Origin of the sequence: Staphylococcus sp. Mo2-1 (genome assembly GCF_046721385.1) — a bacterium.
In the GTDB taxonomy this organism is placed as follows: Bacteria; Bacillota; Bacilli; order Staphylococcales; family Staphylococcaceae; genus Staphylococcus; species Staphylococcus equorum_A.
In genome coordinates this window covers 746,639-767,423 of sequence record NZ_JBEUUK010000001.1, presented here as the reverse complement: position 1 = coordinate 767,423, position 20,785 = coordinate 746,639, and the positions used below count along the sequence as shown (strand labels likewise).

Annotated in this window: 13 protein-coding genes and 6 pseudogenes; 2 read left to right on the top strand and 17 right to left on the bottom strand. The window is 33.8% G+C overall.

The window, feature by feature from the left end:
* Nucleotides 1-2 precede the first annotated feature (2 nt).
* From ABLV95_RS03975 to fapR, 9 genes and pseudogenes are all read right to left on the bottom strand, one after another.
* Nucleotides 3-335, bottom strand: coding sequence for a putative DNA-binding protein (locus ABLV95_RS03975; RefSeq protein WP_285323055.1), 333 nt, complete (start codon nt 333-335; stop codon nt 3-5).
* Entirely contained in the window at nt 322-1,554 is a 1,233-nt protein-coding gene (gene ftsY / locus ABLV95_RS03970) for a signal recognition particle-docking protein FtsY (protein ID WP_460876449.1), read from the bottom strand. Before ftsY ends, ABLV95_RS03975 begins: the two co-directional genes overlap by 14 nt.
* Nucleotides 1,551-5,122 (bottom strand): annotated as a pseudogene (gene smc, locus ABLV95_RS03965) (chromosome segregation protein SMC). Before smc ends, ftsY begins: the two are co-directional and overlap by 4 nt.
* Nucleotides 5,123-5,277: 155 nt before the next feature.
* Entirely contained in the window at nt 5,278-5,988 is a 711-nt protein-coding gene (gene rnc, locus ABLV95_RS03960; RefSeq protein ID WP_370736906.1) for a ribonuclease III, read from the bottom strand.
* 235 nt (nt 5,989-6,223) lie between these two features.
* Nucleotides 6,224-6,457 (bottom strand): acyl carrier protein, encoded by a 234-nt coding sequence (locus tag ABLV95_RS03955; RefSeq protein WP_002507883.1) that lies wholly within the window; start codon nt 6,455-6,457, stop codon nt 6,224-6,226.
* Nucleotides 6,458-6,705: 248 nt separating this feature from the next.
* Nucleotides 6,706-7,440: a 3-oxoacyl-[acyl-carrier-protein] reductase gene (fabG, locus tag ABLV95_RS03950; protein WP_460876447.1), complete on the bottom strand. Its 735-nt coding sequence runs from the start codon at nt 7,438-7,440 to the stop codon at nt 6,706-6,708.
* Nucleotides 7,433-8,360 (bottom strand): annotated as a pseudogene (gene fabD / locus ABLV95_RS03945) (ACP S-malonyltransferase). Before fabD ends, fabG begins: the two are co-directional and overlap by 8 nt.
* Nucleotides 8,353-9,340, bottom strand: a pseudogene (gene plsX / locus ABLV95_RS03940) (phosphate acyltransferase PlsX). The pseudogenes fabD and plsX overlap by 8 nt, the downstream one beginning before the upstream one ends.
* Nucleotides 9,333-9,902 (bottom strand): transcription factor FapR, encoded by a 570-nt coding sequence (gene fapR / locus ABLV95_RS03935; protein WP_069832882.1) that lies wholly within the window; start codon nt 9,900-9,902, stop codon nt 9,333-9,335. Before fapR ends, plsX begins: the two are co-directional and overlap by 8 nt.
* A 340-nt stretch (nt 9,903-10,242) precedes the next feature.
* On the opposite strand from fapR, the pseudogene ABLV95_RS03930 reads away from it, so the two are divergent.
* Nucleotides 10,243-11,803 (top strand): annotated as a pseudogene (locus ABLV95_RS03930) (M4 family metallopeptidase).
* A 79-nt stretch (nt 11,804-11,882) separates the two neighbouring features.
* Here ABLV95_RS03930 and recG read toward each other — a convergent pair.
* From recG to ABLV95_RS03905, 5 genes and pseudogenes are all read right to left on the bottom strand, one after another.
* On the bottom strand, nt 11,883-13,928 hold the full coding sequence (gene recG, locus ABLV95_RS03925; RefSeq protein ID WP_460872595.1) for an ATP-dependent DNA helicase RecG: 2,046 nt from the start codon (nt 13,926-13,928) through the stop codon (nt 11,883-11,885).
* Nucleotides 13,929-13,930: 2 nt separating this feature from the next.
* Nucleotides 13,931-14,803 (bottom strand): annotated as a pseudogene (sdaAA, locus tag ABLV95_RS03920) (L-serine ammonia-lyase, iron-sulfur-dependent, subunit alpha).
* A gap of 13 nt (nt 14,804-14,816) precedes the next feature.
* Complete coding sequence (gene sdaAB / locus ABLV95_RS03915) at nt 14,817-15,482, bottom strand: L-serine ammonia-lyase, iron-sulfur-dependent subunit beta (protein WP_069816087.1); 666 nt, start codon at nt 15,480-15,482, stop codon at nt 14,817-14,819.
* 502 nt (nt 15,483-15,984) lie between these two features.
* Nucleotides 15,985-17,638, bottom strand: a pseudogene (gene fakA / locus ABLV95_RS03910) (fatty acid kinase catalytic subunit FakA).
* A 14-nt stretch (nt 17,639-17,652) separates the two neighbouring features.
* Nucleotides 17,653-18,024: an Asp23/Gls24 family envelope stress response protein gene (locus ABLV95_RS03905; RefSeq protein ID WP_069816091.1), complete on the bottom strand. Its 372-nt coding sequence runs from the start codon at nt 18,022-18,024 to the stop codon at nt 17,653-17,655.
* A 251-nt stretch (nt 18,025-18,275) separates the two neighbouring features.
* Between ABLV95_RS03905 and rpmB the strand changes: the two genes are divergently transcribed.
* On the top strand, nt 18,276-18,464 hold the full coding sequence (gene rpmB / locus ABLV95_RS03900) for a 50S ribosomal protein L28 (protein ID WP_002507894.1): 189 nt from the start codon (nt 18,276-18,278) through the stop codon (nt 18,462-18,464).
* Nucleotides 18,465-18,570: 106 nt separating this feature from the next.
* Here rpmB and ABLV95_RS03895 read toward each other — a convergent pair whose 3' ends face one another.
* From ABLV95_RS03895 to rsgA, 3 genes are read right to left on the bottom strand one after another with little or no spacing between them, the layout of a single operon-like run.
* Entirely contained in the window at nt 18,571-19,206 is a 636-nt protein-coding gene (locus tag ABLV95_RS03895) for a thiamine diphosphokinase (protein WP_069816093.1), read from the bottom strand.
* 5 nt (nt 19,207-19,211) lie between these two features.
* Nucleotides 19,212-19,856: a ribulose-phosphate 3-epimerase gene (gene rpe, locus ABLV95_RS03890; protein ID WP_069816095.1), complete on the bottom strand. Its 645-nt coding sequence runs from the start codon at nt 19,854-19,856 to the stop codon at nt 19,212-19,214.
* On the bottom strand, nt 19,857-20,732 hold the full coding sequence (gene rsgA, locus ABLV95_RS03885; protein ID WP_460876445.1) for a ribosome small subunit-dependent GTPase A: 876 nt from the start codon (nt 20,730-20,732) through the stop codon (nt 19,857-19,859).
* Between the last annotated feature and the right edge of the window lie 53 nt (nt 20,733-20,785).

Genomic DNA, 20,785 nt, shown 5'->3' with positions numbered 1-20,785 from the left:
TTTTATTCTAAATCTTCAAGTGCTTGAATGTATTGTTTTATTTTTTCTGGATCATTTATGTGCTGTTTCATATGTTCATATGTTTTTTGTCTTTGTTCAAAATTTCGGTATAGCCCTAATTTTTCTTCATAATCTTCTACTAAATCGCCAGTTCTTCTTATATTATCATACACTGCTTGGCGACTCACATCAAATGTATCAGCAATCTCACTTAAAGAATAATCTTGTAAATAAAATAATTCTAAATAGTTTCTTTGTTTATTTGTTAATAATGATTGGTAAAAGTCAAACAGATAATTCATACGTATCGTTTTAATTAAATCATTTTGACTCATCTGAATTACCTTCAATTTCTACTTCATTCTGATTTGACTCAGGTGCTTCTTCGACATTTTGCTCAATCATATCAGCGAATAACCCATACACATAGCTTTCAGGATTGAATGGTTGGAGATCATCTAATTTTTCACCTAAACCTACGTATTTAACTGGAATATGAAGTTCATTACGAATTGCTAATACGATACCACCTTTAGCAGTACCATCTAATTTTGTTAATACAATACCTGTAACGTTTGTAACCTCTTTAAATGATTTTGCTTGTGACAATGCATTTTGACCTGTCGTTGCATCAAGACAAAGTAAAACTTCATGAGGTGCCTCTGGTACAGCACGTCCAATAACTCGTTTAACTTTCTCTAATTCATTCATTAAATTGGATTTATTTTGTAAACGGCCTGCAGTATCACATATTAAAATATCTACGTTTTTACTTTTAGTCGCGTTAATTGCATCATACATTACTGCGGCTGGGTCTGAACCTTCTCTTTGGCTCAACACTTCAACACCGACGCGTTCGCCCCATACTTTAAGTTGTTCAATTGCACCGGCTCTGAATGTATCTCCAGCGACAAGCATTACTTTTTTGCCTTCAGCTTGGTAACGATGCGCTAATTTACCAATTGTTGTTGTCTTACCAACACCATTCACTCCGACCATAAGGATTACATTTAATCCTTCATTTTCTATATTCATCACTTCTGAGTTATCATCATCTTGGTGATAGATTTCAACAATTTTTTCAACAATAACTTCACGTAAATCCTCTGTTTCAGTAATATTGCGACGTTGTGCTTCTTCACGTAATTCTTCTACAAGTTGCATCACAGTATTAAATCCAACATCTGCAGTAATTAACATTTCTTCTAGTGCTTCGAAGAACTCTTCATCTACCTTACGATAACGTGCAAGTAAATTATTAAGTTGCGCTTGGAAATTCTCACGCGATTTTTCTAAACCGGCTCTAAATTTGGCACCGAGCTGTTGTGCTTCAATTTCTTCAAAATCTTCAATAGAGATTAAACCATCATCATCAAAGTCAGCTTCTTTTAATTTTTTAACTTTTTTCGCTGGTTTATCTTGAGTTTCGTCCTCTCTATCTTGTGATGCTTCACCTTGTTGTTCTGCGTCTTGTTGTTCTAATTCTTCAAGTTGTTGCTTTTGTTCTTCTGAAGGTGCTGAAAATTTATCTTTTAATCGTTTGAAAAAGCTCATGTTTGTTCCTCCTTAATCACTTCATCAATCGTATTTAAATTAACACTTACTAGTTTGGAAACTCCAGATTCTTGCATTGTTACACCATATAAGCGATCTGAGAATTCCATTGTACCTTTACGGTGTGTAATCACAATAAATTGAGTTTGGTCTGATAGATTTTTTAAATATTGTGCATAGCGTATCACATTTGCTTCATCAAGTGCCGCTTCAACCTCATCTAAGATAACAAATGGCGCCGAGCGAACTTTTAAAATCGCAAATAATAATGCAATGGCACTCAAGGCACGTTCTCCACCACTAAGTAGTGACAAATGTTGTAACTTCTTACCAGGTGGTTGCACAATGATATCTACTCCTGCAGTTAGATAGTCATCATCTGTTAAGCGGAGTTCTGCTTGGCCTCCGCCAAACAATGATTTAAATACATCTGAAAAATATCCTTGAACGGCATGAAATGTTTCTTTAAAACGATCTTTCACTTCTTGATCCATTTCTTCAATAAGTTGTTCTAAAGTTGTTTTCAGTCGCTCTTAAGTCAGCACGTTGTTCATCTAAAAATGTAAAACGCGTATTAATTTCTTCAAATTGTTCAATCGCATTTAAATTAACTGGTCCTAGCTCTTCAATAGACATTTTAGTTAATTTTACTTTTTTGCGTAAAACGTCTATATCTTCATCTAAATCATATAATTCACTCGCACGCTCATATGTTAAGTGATAATCTTCGCTCAAATGATCAATCGCATAATTAATTAATACATCTAAACGGGACTGCTCTGATTTAATATCCTGATAGCGATTTTCTATAGAAAGAATATCTTGATTGGCTTCTTGAAGTTTTTGATCTGTCACTTCAATTGTATCATTCAATTCGAGTCTACGCGATTTAACGTCTTCTATGTTTTGAGATAGTTTTACTTTTTCGTCTTTACTTTGTTCCATATTATATTGAATCGTTTCAAATGCTTTTTCGCCGGTCATTTCATCTGAATTAAAGAGTTTAATTTGCTCTTCTAATTTTTGATGTTGCACAATAACATCATTGAGTTGTTTGGCAATTTTTGACTCAGTTTGTTTCTGAGTATTTAAACGTTCTTTTACAACTGCCAAATCGGATTGCTTTTGATGTAATTGTTGCTTGGATTTGCGTTGTGCTTTCTTTACCTTCTTTAGAAAGTTTTGTATAAAGATTGATATCATCTTCTAATTTTTGTAGTTGTGTTTTGATTTTAGATAATCTTTGTTTTTTATCATCAAGTGTTTGCTTACTTGTTTCGCTTTGGTAACCATCATTTTTTTCAAATTCAAATTCTTCATGCTCATCTTTTAAATGCGCTTCACTTTTACGTAATCTGTCTAGTTCTAATTCATAATTATGAGCATTTTTTTTAATAGCATTATAATGTTGACTTGTATCAAAATATTTTTCGCTCAGTTGATCTGACTCATTTTTAATTTTTTGAAATTGCTTTTCAAATGCTACTGTTTGCTGTTGATAATCTTCGAGTTGAGCACGCATCGTTGATAGTTCATCTTTTTGAGCTAAAATACTTTTAGATTTACGATCTCCACCACCCGTCATGGAGCCACCAGGGTTCACGATATCCCCTTCTAAAGTCACAATACGTGTACGATAACGAATTTTACGTGCTAACTCGTTGGCGTTTTTCAATTCATCTACAATTATTGTATTACCAAGTAAATTTTGAACTACATTTTGATAATCTGATTCTACTTCAATTGCTTGTGCGGCAATATTAATAAAACCCTCACTATTTTGTGCAGTTTTCATAATTTCATTACCAATTTGGCGAGGTTGAATCACATTGAGTGGTAAAAATGTCGCTCTACCCAAACCATTTTGTTTTAGATATTGAATTGCCTGTCTACCATCTTTTTCCGAATCTACAATCACATGTTGTAGTGATGCACCAAGTGCAGTTTCGATTGCTTTAGTTAAATCGGATGGCACTTGAATTACTTCAGCAACCGCTCCACGTATCCCTGAAAGTTTATTACTTTTAGCCTTAAGTATATGTTTTACACCATTAAAGAAATAGCTATATTCTTCCTGTTGCGTGGCCAAACTATCAATACGAGATTTTAATTTATCGTTAAATCGATACGCTTGGTGCAATTTTTCTTCGTACTCAGACTGTTGCTGTTTAAGTTGTGTTAATTTTTTTTCATAATTATTGAGCTGTTGCTCAGCATTTTTCAATTCTTTTTGAGTCGTCGCGGTTTGCTTTTCAGCTTCATTAATGTCGCTTTGAATTTTCTTCAGTTGTTCAAAGGCTTCAAGTAACCTACTATCTAAACGGGATTGCTTCGTTTCATTTTCTTGAATGGTATGTTCTAAAAAGCGAATGTCATTATTTACATCGGATTGTTCAGACATAAGTTGATAATATTCATCTTTAATTGTCTCTAATTTTTCGTCATGCTGTTCATCACTGACATAGAGTTGTGATTCAAAGTATTGAATTTTTTCATTTAACTCTTTTTGTTGTTTTTTTAATTTATCTATTTGATTTTGTGCATCTATCTTTTCTTTTTTTAAGGTTTCTGTTTGTATTTTAAGACTTTCTTGTTCTTCTTCAAAACGTGCGTTCGTTTGTGATTGATTTTTCTTACGTTCTTCTAACACGTTAAGTTGTCCCGCATACTTTTCAACTTCTTCTGTCGCTTTAACAAGTTGAAAATTTAATGATTCAATATGTTCATCGAGTTGTTGTCTTTCAGATTTATATTTATTTAATGCTTGTGTATATTGTACTTTCTCTGCATCTTTTGTAGCTTGATGACTCTTTAAATTATTTAAATTATCATCAAGTTCATGAATATTTTTACTATATTGTTCAATATCATAGACCGTTACAAGTACATCACTTCTTTCCATTTCTTTGGAAAGATGTTTATATTCTTTAGCAATAGTCGCTTCTTCTCTTAATGGTTCAACTCGCCCCTCTAAATCATATAGAATATCTTGTATTCTTGAAAGATTGTCTTCTGTTTGGTCGAGCTTTTGTACGGAGGCAGCTTTGCGTTTTTTATATTTTAAAACTCCTGCAGATTCTTCTAATATTTGTCTTCTATTCACTGGTTTTGCATTTAGTATTTCATCTACACGTCCCTGCGAAATAATACTAAACGCTTCTTTTCCTAAACCTGAGTCTAGAAACAAATCAATAATATCTTTTAATCTTGCACGGTCATTATTAAGATAATACTCACTTTCACCACTTCTGTATAATCGACGTGTTACAACGATTTCTGTCGCGTCTAGTTGTAACTTGCCGGAGCTATTATCTAATTTCAATTTAACTTCTGCATAATTTTGAGCTTTTCGATGTTCTGCGCCTGAAAAAATAATATCTTCCATTTTAGCACCACGCAGTGATTTAGCTGATTGTTCACCTAGCACCCATTTTATTGCATCTGTTATGTTACTTTTCCCACTACCATTAGGTCCTACAATTGCTGTTACACCTTCATCAAATTGTACATTTGTGTGCTCCGCAAACGATTTAAACCCAAAGGCATCTATAGATTTCAAATATACCATGCTATTCTCCTTTAAAGTGTTCCTTGCTGTTTCACAGTTTAGAAATACCCATGTATTAACCTGAAGGCTAATATATTTCTTAATTAACTACATTGCTATTGCGAAGGTTTTAACAATATATGATTCACTTCTTATCATATTGTTTTATAACAAAGTTATTTAGCTTTGTTTTTCATTGATTTATATGCGCTTTCTGCTGCTTTTTGTTCGGATTCTTTTTTAGTCTTCCCTTTACCTTCCGCTACTGCGGCATTTTCTAAAATCACTTCAGAAGTAAATAAACGATGATGCGCTGGTCCTTCTTCATTAATTAAACGATAAGTGACATCACCTTTATTTTGTCTATGGACAAATTCTTGAAATTGGGTTTTAAAGTCAACAACGCCATCAAGTTCTTCATCTTCGACATACGGAAAAATAATTTGTTCTGCAAACTTCCACACAGATTCTAAACCTTGGTCTAAATATAATGCACCTACAAATGCTTCAAATGCATCTGATACGAGTGAGGGACGGGTTCTGCCACCTGTTTTCTCTTCACCTTTACCTAACAAGATAAGTTCATTGATTTGAATTTTTTTCGCAAATATTACAAGTGAAGGCTCACAAACAATTGTTGCACGCATTTTTGTTAAATTACCCTCTGGCAATTCTGGATATTTATCAAATAAATAACGTGAAACCGTCAATTCTAATACCGCATCTCCTAAAAATTCTAATCGTTCATTATGCTCTAAACGATTCATATTAAAATCATTTATAAAACTCGAATGCGAAAATGCTTGCTGATATAATTCTATTTGTTTAAAATTCAAGTCTAATTCTTGCATCTTCTGCGCAAATTTTTTTTCAAATGCTTTAACCATTTCTATTTTTTTATAATTGGTCAATCTATTTCCTCCTCAGATTTAATGCTAAAGTACTAATACCTTTATATTTTACGTGAAAATACAATAAAACTAAAGAAAAAACTGTCTACTGTATTTACCATCTATATATCTAGTAAAAATCGCTATAGCAGTATTATCTTACAATATAAATTCTGTTTAAAATCAATAAAAAATCTGAGCCGTCATCTCAACGACTCAGATATTTTTTTTATTATTTTTCGATACTATTAATAAAGTTTACTGCGTCACCAACAGTGTTGATTTTTTCAGCTTCTTCATCAGGAATTTCAGTACCAAATTCGTCTTCTAATTCCATAACTAATTCAGCAATATCAAGTGAGTCAGCGCCTAAATCATCTTTGAAAGATGCCTCTTTAGTTACTTTTTCAGCGTCAACACCTAAACGGTCAACGATGATATCTTTTACTTTGTCGAAGTTTTCCACGTCGATTCACCTCCTTTAAAAAATCTAATTATAGACTTATATATTTTCCCACTTTATCAATTGAAATACAAGTAGTATTTCGAATGATTGTACTGTATAACATTATATTAATGGATCTTATACAATCAAGTGTAGTAATGAAGTTGTGACACAATCATTTTAAATCTATACTTTATACCTTATCATAATCTCCTATGTGAGATCAGAAGTTTTATAAAACAAAATTTGTCATGCTGTGTAGCACTTACTTACATGTACATACCACCATTGACATGTATTGTTTGACCCGTAATATACTTCGCTTTGTCTGAAGCTAAAAATGCTACAGTGTGAGAAATGTCTTGATCTTTCCCAAATTTTGCTAATGGGATTTGTTCTAACATTTTTGCTTTAAGCTCATCACTTAAAGCATCCGTCATATCAGAAACAATAAAACCTGGTGCAACAGCATTTACTGTGATGTTTCTTGAAGCCAGTTCACGTGTTGCTGATTTCGTTAAACCAATTACGCCAGCTTTAGTCGCAACATAGTTTGCTTGGCCTGGATTACCCATGGCTCCAACAACACTTGATAAATTAATAATTGCACCACTCTTTTGTCTTAGCATTTGTGGTGTCACTTTTTGAATACAGTTGAAAACACCTTTTAAGTTTGTATCAATTACGTCATCCCATTCTTGCTCTTTCATACGCATAAGCAAATTATCACGGGTAATACCTGCGTTATTAACAAGGACATCAACTGAACCAAATTCGCCAACAACCGCTTTAATCATTGCTTTTACTTCATCACCATTTGCAACATTTGCTTGAATAGCAAAACTTTCAACGCCTATCGCTTTAATTTCTTCTACGACAGCATCCGCTTTTTCTTTGTTTCCCGAAAAATTCACAGCAACATTGTATCCTTCTTCTGCCAATTGAATCGCTATACTACGTCCTATACCTCTTGAAGCACCAGTTACTAATGCACTTTTAGTCATTTTCATTCCACGCTTTCATATCTTCTAATGTTTGAATTGAAGTTATTTTCACATCTCTATTTATCTTTTTAATTAAACCTGAAAGTACTTTACCAGGACCAATTTCAATAAAGTGATCTACACCTTGATCAATTAACCATTGTGTTGAATCAATGAATTGTACTGGTGAATATAATTGTTTAATCATATTATCCTTAATTACATTTGCATCTGTTTCACCTTTTGCGTGCACATTTTGAACTACAGGGAATTGCGCATCATTCCAATCAAATTGTTCAATATACTCAGCAAAATCGTCTTTGATCACTTGCATCATAGATGAATGAAATGGGCCAGACACAGCAAGTGGTAGGACGCGTTTCGCACCTAATGCTTTACCTTCTGCCACTAATTTATCTATTAATGTTTTATGTCCAGAGACAACGATTTGTCCAGGTGAATTAATATTTGCTGGTTCAATAATTTCTTCATCTGTTGAAAGTTTTTGACATATTGCATTAACATCATCAAAATCCAAACCTAATACTGCAGCCATACTTCCAACACCATCAGTAAAAGCGACGGCCATCAGTTGTCCACGCTTACGAACAATTTGAACTGCATCGTCAAATTTCAATACACCACTCGCTACTAGACTCACATATTCACCTAAACTATGACCCATTGTATAATCAGCATTTAGATTATTAAGTGCTTGTAATAAAGCTGAGCTATGTGTTAGCAACGCAGGTTGTGTATTTTCTGTTTGACCTAATTTGTTTTCTTCATCTGAAAACATTGTTTCTAAAATATCAAAATCCATTTTTGCTTGTGCTTGATTAAGAATCTTTGTTGCGAGCATCATTTTGATTAAATAAATCATTTGCCATCCCGACTTTTTGTGATCCTTGGCCTGGGAAGATAATCGCAGTTTTACTCATTTACTTTACCCACCGTTTCTCTCATAGTTTCTACAATATTTTGTTCTCCAGCTATTTTAGCTTGACGGATTGCTGAATAAAAAGCTTTCGCACTAGAACTACCATGTGCTTTTACTACAATGCCATTCAATCCTAATAATACCGAACCACCATATTCTGCATAATCCATTTTTGACATCAAACCATTTAAGTCTTTACGTAATACAAGTGCGGCAATTTTATTCTTGAAACTACTTAGAAGCGTTGTTTTAAGCATTTTACCCATCGCTTTTGCAACACCTTCTAAATTTTTAAGAATCATATTACCAGTATATCCGTCTGTAACTACAACATCAGCTGCGTCATCCATTAAACCTTTTGCTTCTACGTTTCCTGTGAAATTGAAGACATTTTGTTCGTCCATCAAACTAAATGCTTTTTTAGTTAATGTGTTACCTTTAGCTGCCTCTGTACCAATATTCAACAAACCTACTGAAGGCTGTTCAACGCCCCTGATTTTTTGGGCATAAATATTGCCTAATTGGGCATATTGTAATAAGTGTTCCGGCTTGGCATCTGCATTAGCACCTACATCCATAAACACAAATCCTTTTCCAGAAATTGTTGGCAAAGTGAGGACTAATGCTCGGGCGTTCAACACCCTTAATACGTCCTACTATAAATAAACCAGCAGACATCAATGCACCTGTATTTCCTGCAGATACACAACCATCTGCTTCACCAGCTTTAACCGCTTCAGCCATACGAGCCATTGAGCTATCTTTTTTACGTTTAATCGCTCTAACTGGTTCATCGTCCATCGTAATTTCTTCTGTACAATGACGTACTTCTACACGACCATGTTTGAGTGTGCATTTAGTTTGATCACCAAATAAAATTATTTCTAAATCTTTAAAATCATTCACAGCTTTTTCAACAGCTTCTAAAACGATTTCAGGTGCATCGTCTCCACCCATCATATCAATCGCTATTTTAACCATCTTGTTCATCCTCACTTGTATAATACATTTTGAATGTACCTCTAAATACCAAAGTATCTTTGACATACGAATTTACTTTTATCATATAATATTTACTTGTAATTTCAATCGCTTGTGCATCAGCACGTACTGTATCATTTAATTTCACTGTTTTTAAAAATGCTACATTACTTTCCTGAGTTAACACAACAGGTTTATGTATCAGTGCTACACACAGGGAATTCGCTTGTGCAAAAAGTACATGTCCTCTGGCAATTTTATTTCTAGTAAATACAGAATCTTCATCAATATCTATAATTGAAGTTGCGAGTTGATCAGGCTGAACATTTATTACATCGCCTATGATTTCACTACCATCAATGGATCGAATACTTTCATAATTTTTTCTTGCTACGGATTTAATTCGTTTTCTTAGTTCTGGAATATCTAAGTATGTACGATCTAACCTAATAGTTTGAATACTCACTGAAAAAAGTGTACTCAAATCTAAATCTGTAATAAAGGGGTTTTTTTCAATTTCTTTTTTAATTGCTTCGCGTCGTTCTTGTTTTTTTAACTTCATTTTATTCTAACCACCTAAATTACCTAATTTTTAGTACCAAGTCTTAAACATTCCTAACATATCATAACACTTTCTATTTCATTAGCTCAACAAAAAACATACTTCCTTAGATGTTTTTCACGTCAGATATCCAATATAAAAAATATTATAACGTTTAAAACGTTTTCCAGTCGGTTTAATTATCAAAATAAATACAAATACTAATCATTCTATATAAATATTTATTAAGATATTGAATTAAATAAAATTGAAATGTATAATTTGAATTGTTTTAAAGATGTATTATATTTATTTTTCAAAAATCATTCCATTAATTGGATACTTTATTTAGGAGGATCTAATGAAAAAAATATTATCAACTACATTACTGTCATGTTCATTATTAGCCTTCACTACAAGCTATGCTGATGCACAAGAAAGTAATAGTATTAAGCCTGAAAGTCTAGAGTCATCAAATACCCCTGCGATTAATAATGATGCAGATGTAGAACAATTTTTACAAAATAATGCACAATCTCTTGTTAATCAATCATCCAAGACTAAGCAAGAAACTATCAATAAAGAAGCTTTCAAACAATATAACGTGATAGATAAACAACAAGATAAAACTGGCGTCACACATTACGCATTGAAGCCTAAAGTAAACGACATTACATCAGACGGCACAACAATCAAAGTACATGTCAATAAAAATGGTAAAGTAACATTGATAAATGGTAATGTAGATAAACCATACATAAAAGTAGAAAATGAAGCTAAATTATCTTCTGCTAACGCTGAAAATAAAGCTTTTGAAGCAATAGGCAAAGCAAAGTCTGATGTAAAAAACATAAAAAGCTATCCTGTTGTCAGTAAAAACAATATTGATATAAATAGTGATAAGCAAAGACTTGTTTATGATATTGAACTTAATTATATTTCTCCTAAAGCAAGCACATTGGAAAATCCAAATTGATGCTACTACCGGTGAAGTATTAAAAAAACAAAACGTTATTAAAAATGCAACAACTGAAGGTAAAGGGACAGGCGTTAATGGAGATGAAAAACAACCTTTAAGCGTTACAAAAGCAAATGATTCATATTCATTACTCGATACTTCTCAAGATGCAGTCATAGAAACTAAAACTGCAAATGAAACGACAAATGCCTATTCACCTATTACAAATGACAGCAATCATTTCAATAAAGAAGAACAACGCGCCGGCGTAGATGCCCATTATTATGCCAAAGAAGTCTATGACTATTTCCTCAATAAACATGATAGAAACAGTTATGATAATAACGGCGGTGACATTGATTCGGTCGTTCATTATGACAAAAACTTTAATAACGCCGCCTGGACGGGTCAATATATGATTTATGGTGACGGGGACGGCCAGACGTTTAAGGCATTGTCAGGTGCGAATGATATCGTTGCCCATGAGCTCACACATGCAGTAACAGAACGCACTGCAGGTTTAGAGTATAGTCATCAATCGGGTGCATTAAACGAATCTTTCTCTGACGTTTTTGGTTATTTTGTTGATTCAGACGATTGGTTACTCGGCGAGGATGTATATACACCGAATAAAGATGGTGATGCATTAAGAAGTTTAAAAAATCCAGAACAGTATAACCAACCTGCGCATATGGATCAATATTTACAAGGCAGCCAAGATAGCGGTGGTGTTCATACCAATAGTGGCATTCCTAACAAAGCCGCATACCTAACAATTAATGCGATTGGCAAAGAAAAAGCTGAACAAATTTATTATTTAGCACTCACACAATATTTAACGCCTAACGCTCAATTTTCTGATGCAAAGGCATCATTAAAAGAAGCTTCGAACCACCTTTATGGTACGAATAGCGAAACATCTAAAGCAATTGAAAAGGCTTGGTCTGACGTAGGCGTTAATTAACAAACATTATACATTCAATTTAAAAATGGGACCGAGACATAAATATATGTCTCAGCCCCGTTTTTTTATACTTTCTTTATTAATCAAAACTCATATATAATAAGTTTTCTTCAACAAATGTTCTCAACATTTGATATTGAGCTTCGAAAAAGACACCAGATTGAATCAATTCAGTTGCTTCATCTCTTGCTACTTCTAACATTTTATAATCTTCAACAACATTTGCGACTAAGAAGTCAGGCAAACCACTTTGTTTCACACCAAAGAAATCGCCAGGTCCTCTCATCTCTAAATCACGTTCACTTAATTCAAAACCATCTGTCGTTTGTGTCATAATATTCATGCGCTCTATACCTGTTTCTGTTTTCGGTGAAGCAATGAGTACACAATAACTTTGTTGTTCACTTCTACCTACACGCCCTCTTAACTGATGTAAAGTAGATAAACCGAAACGATCAGCATCATAAATCATCATGAACGTTGCATTAGGTACGTTCACTCCTACTTCTACAACGGTTGTAGATACTAAAACGTCTATTTCATGATTACTAAATTGCTGCATTACTCTATCTTTTTCTTCTGAATGCAACTTACCATGTAGCAATCCTACTTTTTCAGTACCATAATATATCTGTAGCGATTCATACAACTCAACAACGTTCTGCACATCTTCTAAATGCTCAGAACTTTCAATTAGAGGACAAATTACATATGCCTGCCTACCTTTTTTTAATTCCGAAGTCATTTGATTGAGTACACTTTCATAAGCTTCATGTTTGGACCATGAAGTAATAATCGGCTTTCTGCCTTTTGGTAATTGTTTAATGGATGAGACATCCATTTCACCAAAAACGGATATAGCTAATGTTCGTGGTATAGGTGTAGCTGTCATGAAAAGGACGTTAGTCATCGCACCTTTTTCTCTCAACAATTGACGTTGATTCACACCAAAACGATGTTGTTCATCTGTTATTACTAGACCTACATTATTAAATACTACATCATCTTGTATTAAGGCGTGTGTGCCGATAATACAATCAATTTCATTATTTTGTAGTTGCTCTAGTAACAACTTTCGTTTTTTACCTTTTACTGAACCTGTAAGTAAGGCCACATTCATCCTGTCGCCGAAAATTTCAACTAAACTTTCTGCATGCTGTTCTGCTAATATTTCAGTAGGCACCATCAATGCTGATTGAAATCCCGCAGTTTTCAGTGCGTACATACAGATTGTCGCTACGACAGTTTTACCTGAACCCACGTCACCTTGCAAGAGACGATGCATTCTTATTGGTGCTTTTAAGTCTCTGAATATTTCATTAACACTATGCTTTTGCGCGTCAGTGAGTTCAAAAGGAAGGCAGTCTATAAAATGTTTCACTAAATTAATATCATAATCTACTTCAATCGCTTCATCCGATGTTTTCTCTAATCGGTTTAACCATTGCATTCGTAACTCAAACATAAATAATTCTGTAAAAGCATATGTTCTACGTGCTTTAAGCAAAGATGCCTTGTCTGTGGCAAAATGCAACGCTTTAATCGTATCCTCTAATGATTCTAATTTATATTTTTGTCTCAATTCATCAGAGAGCCATTCATGTATAGTGACTTCTCCCAACGATTGTCGAATCATATCCCTCAATGGTTTTTGTTTAATGCCTTCTTTAACACGATAAACAGGTTCAAATTGTGATTTTTGAGTCTCTTGTTGATTGAAAAACATTCTACTGCCATTTATCTCTTGTTTACTTCTATTCCATTTACCTTTTACCGTAACTGTACCATGCAATTCAATTTTCTTTTTTAAATATGGTTGGTTGAAAAAAGTACATTTTACAGCAATATTATTGACCATGATATGTACGGTTAACTTAGATTTATTACGACCAAAAAAAGCGACAGTAGGCGTCGAATATACTTCTCCTACCACTGTCACTGTCGCTTGATCTTCGGCCGTATTCAAGTCAATTACTGTATTATCTTCGTAACGGGTTGGTAAATATAAAATTAAATCCTCTACAGTATGGATATTTAATTCATTTAATACGGACAACCTTTTCGGGCCCAGTCCTTTTATCTGTGATAAAGGAAAGGGACTATCTATTAAATTGACTTTTGACATTTTTAATCACCAAATATTTCTTGTTTTAGACGCTGACCTGTTGGTGTACCGACTAAACCTCCACGACCAGTTTCACGCAATGCTGATGGCATCGTTTGGCCAATCTTGTACATTGCTTCAATCACTTCATCTGTGGGAATTCTTGAAGTTACACCTGCTAAAGCCATATCAGCAGAGACAATTGCGTTTGATGCACCTGCAGCATTTCTCTTCACACAAGGCACTTCAACTAAGCCGGCTACTGGGTCACATACTAAACCTAGCATATTCTTCAAACAAATTGCAAAAGCTTCAGCCGATTGTTGTGGCGTTCCGCCGACAAGTTCTACGGTTGCACCTGCTCGCCATCGGCTGCAGCAGAACCTACTTCTGCCTGACAACCGCCTGCTGCACCTGAAATTGATGCATTGTTTGCCACTACAAAACCAAACGCACCAGAGGTAAGTAAGAAGTTCAACATATCTTTTCTTGTAGGTTCAAGGCGTGGTTTGAGTCCAAATAATACGCCTGGTACTACACCTGCAGAGCCGGCAGTAGGTGTTGCACAAATTTTACCCATTGCTTGCGTTGACTTCATTTGTTGCAACTGCTTTACTCACTGCATCCAATAAAGTTGGTCCAGCTAATGATTTACCTGTCTTCAAATAATTTTTGATTAACACAGCATCTCCACCAGTTAATCCAGTAGTTGAAGTTACGCCTTCTAACCCTTCATCAAGTGCATTTTCCATCGTTTGTAAGTTTTTATCCATGCCGGCATAAATATCAGCTTCGGATAAGCCAGTTACTTCCATTTCTTGCTCTAGCATGATTTCATGAATTTTTTTATTTTCTGTTTCACATTTTTCTACTAGTTCTTTCACACTTTTAAACATGCGTTACCCTCCATTAGGCGTCGCCCATGAGTGAAACTGTCACTACACCTTCGACGTTTTTAATTTTATCTATAATTTCATCTGTCACAGATTCATCTAATTCACAAGTCATTAACGCTTGGTCGCCCTTTTCTTTTCTAGAAACTTGCATACTCCCCACATTGATACTAGAATCACCTAAAATATTTGCTACACGACCAATCGTGCCAAAAGTATCTTTGTGAAACACAAGCAGAGCTGGATAATTACCGCTTATCGCAATATTAAATCCATTAATAGCAACTACCTCAATTTTACCGCCACCTATAGAAACACCTTCAACAGAAATTTCTTTATCAGCATCTCTCATATTGATAATAGCAGTGTTAGGATGTGATCTTTCTTCAGCCATTTCTATAAAATTCACTTTCATTCCCATTTGCTCAGCTGTTTCTAAACTTGTTTGTATGCGGTCATCATCTGTATCATAACCTAGCAAACCACCAACAAGTGCTACATCTGTACCATGTCCTTTGTACGTTTCCATAAATGAACCATAAAGATAGATATCAACTTGTTTTGGCAATTGATTAAATAAATCTTTTGCTACTAATCCAATTCTTACTGCACCAGCAGTATGAGATGAAGACGGCCCCACCATTGTAGGTCCTATAATATCGAAAACTGTTTTATATTTCATAATTATACCCCACTCTTATTTTTAATGTTTCTAATGTAATGCGCTTACATTTATATGCATGCAACTCATTATAACAATTAAGCAAGACATTATAAACCAATACTGGTTGCATTATTCTCATTTAAAAGAAGAATATTGTTGTATAAGGTTTAATTAAATAAAAATGTTTACTTTCAATTTAATTATACAAATCTTTACATACAATAAAATAATTACTGTCACAAAATTTATCCTTAGTAGACTAACTCTATATTTTTTAGTTTATGAACTTTTTTCATCTAAGACGCCCGCCATGATACGAATAATCCAAAACAAATCGCAGCCTATAGGTTGAGGTCATGTCCTAGTGAAGCAAGTATGTAATATATAGTGAAGCTATAGTTCTACTCACAGAAAACGTGCACAAAAAAATTGTCAACAAAGCTTTTAGACCTTGTCGACAATTTAAAATAGCTTCCTAAAGTGGAAGCTATTCATATATACAAGTGTTCAATAAATATATTTATTCTACAGAGAATAGATATTGATATACAGGTTGTTGGCCCTCATGTTGATCTAATTCTACTTCTGGATAAGATGCTTCAAGCCAAGTTTCAATATCTGAAGTCAATGATGCATTTGCATCTTCGCCGATAATCATCGTAATGATTTCACTATCATCTTGAATCATTTCAGACAATAAACCTTTAACAGTTTCAAATTCATTTTCGTTACTCGTAACGATTTTGTCTTCAACTAAGCCCATAAACGCATCTTTTTTAATTTCAACACCATCAATTTTTGTATCTCTTACAGCATATGTCACTGAACCTGATTTCACTGCTTCAAGTGATTCAACCATGCGTGTTTTGTTAGCTTCAAGCGCATCTGATTCATCATAATTAAAGAGTGTCGCAATGCCTTGTGGTATAGATTTAGTTGGGATAACGACAGCTTCAGCACCTACGATATTTGCAGCCTGTTCGCTCGCCATCATAATATTTTTATTATTAGGTAAAATAATTGCGCGTTTACATTGTGACTGTTCAATTACTTTAACGATATCTTCAGTTGATGGATTCATTGTTTGACCACCACTAATCATATGTGTTGCACCCATTGATTTGAACAATTCAGATATACCATCTCCCATTGAAATAGCAATAACTGCCGTTTCAACTGTTTCAGGTGTTTGAGTCTCTCTTTGACCTACTTGTTCTTTTTTTACAACTTCTCGGTGTTGTTCACGCATGTTTTCTACTTTTAATTTAATAAGTTCTCCATACTGTTGACCATAATTAAACACATCACCTGGTTTTTCACTATGTACATGTACTTTAACAATTTCGTCGTCGTTTATGACTAATAATGAGTCACCATATGTACTCATATCTTCTCTGAATGTTTGTTCATCAAATACCTTTTTATTTTTCCCGAAACGTACCATCATTTCTGTACAGTAACCATAAACGATATCTTCAGTATTAATTACACCATGAAAATCATGGGCTTCATTTACTAACGAATCTTTATCTAATTTAGCTGTTTCAGCACTTACCGTTTCACCTTTTAATGCTTTAAGGAAACCAACATAAACGACAACCAAACCTTTACCACCACTATCTACTACACCCACTTCTTTTAATACGGGTAATAAATTAGGCGTGTTTTCTAGTGAGATTTCTGCTTCTTCTAAAATATATGTCATCAATTCGATACAATCTTCAGTTTCTTCTACTTTGCGCATAGCGGCATCTGCAGCATCTCTAGCTACAGTTAATATCGTACCTTCTACAGGCTTCATAATTGCTTTATATGCAGTTTCTACACCGGCTTTGAAACTTTCTGCTAATTGCTGTGCATTAATCTCATCATACGCTTCTAAACTTTTACTAAAACCTCTAAATAGTTGCGATAAGATGACCCCAGAGTTCCCTCTAGCGCCCATTAACAAACCTTTTGAATAGGTTTTCCCTAGTTCACCGATATGCTTGCGACAAGTTTTCTTCCACTGCTTCTCTTCCAGATGTCATCGTTAAATTCATATTTGTCCCTGTATCTCCATCTGGTACTGGATACACATTTAATGAATCAACCAAGTCTGCATGATTTGATAAATTTTGTGCCCCTTGTATAATCATTTCGGCAAATAATTTACCATTTATTTTGCTAACCATTCCGTATTGTCCTCCTAGTTCTTAGTGCCATTATTAACTCGAACACCTTGTACAAATATATTTATTGAATTTACTTTTACTTTTAATGTTTGCTCTAATGTGTATTTTATTGTTGACTGTAAATTGCTCGCTACTTCAGATATCTTAGTACCATAACTTACAATGATATACATATCAACATCTATAACGCCATCGCCTTCTCTTACAACAATACCTTTAGAATAATTTTCATGCCCTAATATTTCAGCAATTCCATCTCTTACTTGTTGTCTAGAAGCCATTCCTACAATCCCATAACATTCTACTGCTTTGCTACCCACAACTGAAGCTATTACTTCGTTTGAAATGTCTATACTACCATAATCATTTGTGATTTCTAATGTCATTTAAATTGGGCCTCCTAGTTTATGGTTGTTTAATTAACTATAAAATTAACAAATAATATAATTTATCTAATTAAGCAAATTTCTACATTTATCCACAGTTTATAATTATACCATAATTTGATTTTAACAAAAGTAGAATCTATGTAAATAGAAAAAATCATACTTCTTATTTACATCTATTTTTATTTGTGGTACATTATTCAAGTATGTAGTAGATGCGTGTATTTATATTTATTAAAGGAGGTACTTTCATGGGCAAACAATGTTTCGTAACAGGTCGTAAAGCTTCAACTGGAAACAATCGTTCTCACGCTTTAAATTCTTCTAAAAGAAGATGGAATGCTAACCTTCAAAAAGTTAGAATTCTTGTAGACGGAAAACCAAAAAGAGTTTGGGTTTCTGCACGTGCTTTAAAATCTGGTAAAGTAACTAGAGTTTAATAAATATAATGCACGAAAAAGACCAGTCCTTATGTGGAGGATTGGTCTTTTTTTATGCGCTCATTTAAATTAATTCATAAACTTGAGCATTATTTGTCGTTGTATTTTAATCTTTACTTCTCACCATTAATACATTACCTTCAGTAATATTCACATTACCTTCTGCTTGGTTGAGTTCGTTGGAAATCGTTAACGTAGATCCAAGTTTAAGTTGTTCCTTTTCAAGATTATATTTAAAATTATTTAACGAGATAATCGTAGGGTACGTAACTGGAATAAATGAGATATAACGATAATTGTCATTTTTCTGAATCGTATATGACCCTGTTTTTAAAAATTGAATTTCATTATTCACATCAATAAGTTTTATGACAATATTTTGCTCTGTATATTCTGGTTTTTCTAAAATTTGTAATGCACCCATAAAATGATCTAATCGACCGCCTGTAGCACCATAAACACAAATTTCTTTATAACCATTGGTCACTGCTTGATCAATACCTAAAGCTAAGTCTGTATCATTTTTTTCCGAATTAAATGGATTAATGTCAATTCTTTTTTCAACAAATGCTTTTTCTTCACTAGTAATTGAGTCAAAATCACCTACAGCGAATCGAGGTGTTATTCCCGCTTCTATCAAAAGTAACGCTCCTCGATCAACCCCAATCCAATGCGCATCTGTTTCAGTGTTTAATAAACTTTCAGGCAAATTTCTATTACCACACAATAAATTCACTTTCATTAGCTTCAGCCTTTCAATGTCTTAGTTACTACTTTGTAATCATCATGTTTGAAAAAATATGACCCCGCAACTAACATTGTAGCACCATGGTTTATAACAGTTTCAACAGTCTCATTGTTAATACCACCATCTACTTCAATTTCAAAGTCTAAATTTAATTCATCTTTGATTTTCGATAGTTGATCTAATTTATCAACAGTATCACTAATAAATGATTGACCTCCAAAACCAGGATTCACTGTCATCACTAATACAAAATCTACCATTTTTATCACTGGTAAGATTGCATCAACTGGTGTTCCAGGATTAATTACAACACCTGCTTTTACATGCTTATTCTTTATTTGTTCTATCACTCTATGAATATGAGGTGTTGCTTCTACATGCACTGAAATCATATCAGCACCGTAGTCGGCAAATAATTCGACATATTTTTCTGGTTCTTCAATCATTAAATGAACATCAATTGGCAGTTTAGTACCTTTACGTACTGCTTCAAGTATCGGTAAACCAATCGAGATATTTGGCACGAATTGGCCATCCATAACATCAAAGTGTACACCGTCTACACCTGCTTCTTCTAATGCTGTTAATTCTTCTTGTAATTTTAAAAAATCAGTTGATAATAATGATGGATAAAGTTTTGCCATTTAATATCTTTCCTTTCTATTTGCAATTTCATTAAAGAGTTGTAAGTAATGGTCATATCTAAATTGTGCAATGTTTCCTTTTTCCAACTCTATTTTCACGTTACATTTTGGTTCATTAATATGATTACAATCTCTAAATTTACATTGTTCGCCGTATTCATTGATCTCCATAAAGTAATTTTTTAATTCGTCTTTTTGGATATGTGTAAAATCTAACGCACTAAACCCAGGCGTATCAGCAATATAACCATGGCTTCGTTCAAAAAGTTCTACATGCGTTGTAGTATGGCGACCGCGGTTAAGCGCTTTTGAAATATGTTGTGTTTCAATATTCAGTTCTGGAAAATATTTATTTAATAGTGTCGATTTGCCGACACCTGATTGACCACTTAATACAGCAAGTCCTTCTCCCCAAGCGACAAAAACAGGTTCAATATCATCATCGATACTAATAAATTGTGTTTTATAGCCCATATTTTCATAAACATTTAACAATTGTATAACTTTTTGCTGCATTTCTGCTGAGGCTAAATCTCTTTTAGTTATGAGTATACGCGGGCGCATATGATATGAATGCGCAATGACTAAAAATCTATCTAGTAATTGCGTTGAAAAATCAGGTTCTACTGCACTCATTACTAATATAAGATGATCCACATTGCTAACAAGTGGCCTTTTTAATTCATTTTTTCTATCATGAACGTATTGAATATATCCTTCGGTTATATTCTCAACTTCGAAATCAACTACATCACCAACAATCGGTGAAAATTTATTTTTTCTGAATAAACCGCGTGGTTTCGTATCGTATAGTTCCCCTTCTACATCTACACGATAAACGCCACTTAATGATTTTATAATGCGTCCTGTCTTCACTTAGACACCTCTCTTTAAAAACTATTATCTTATATATTATAGCAAAGCCTTTT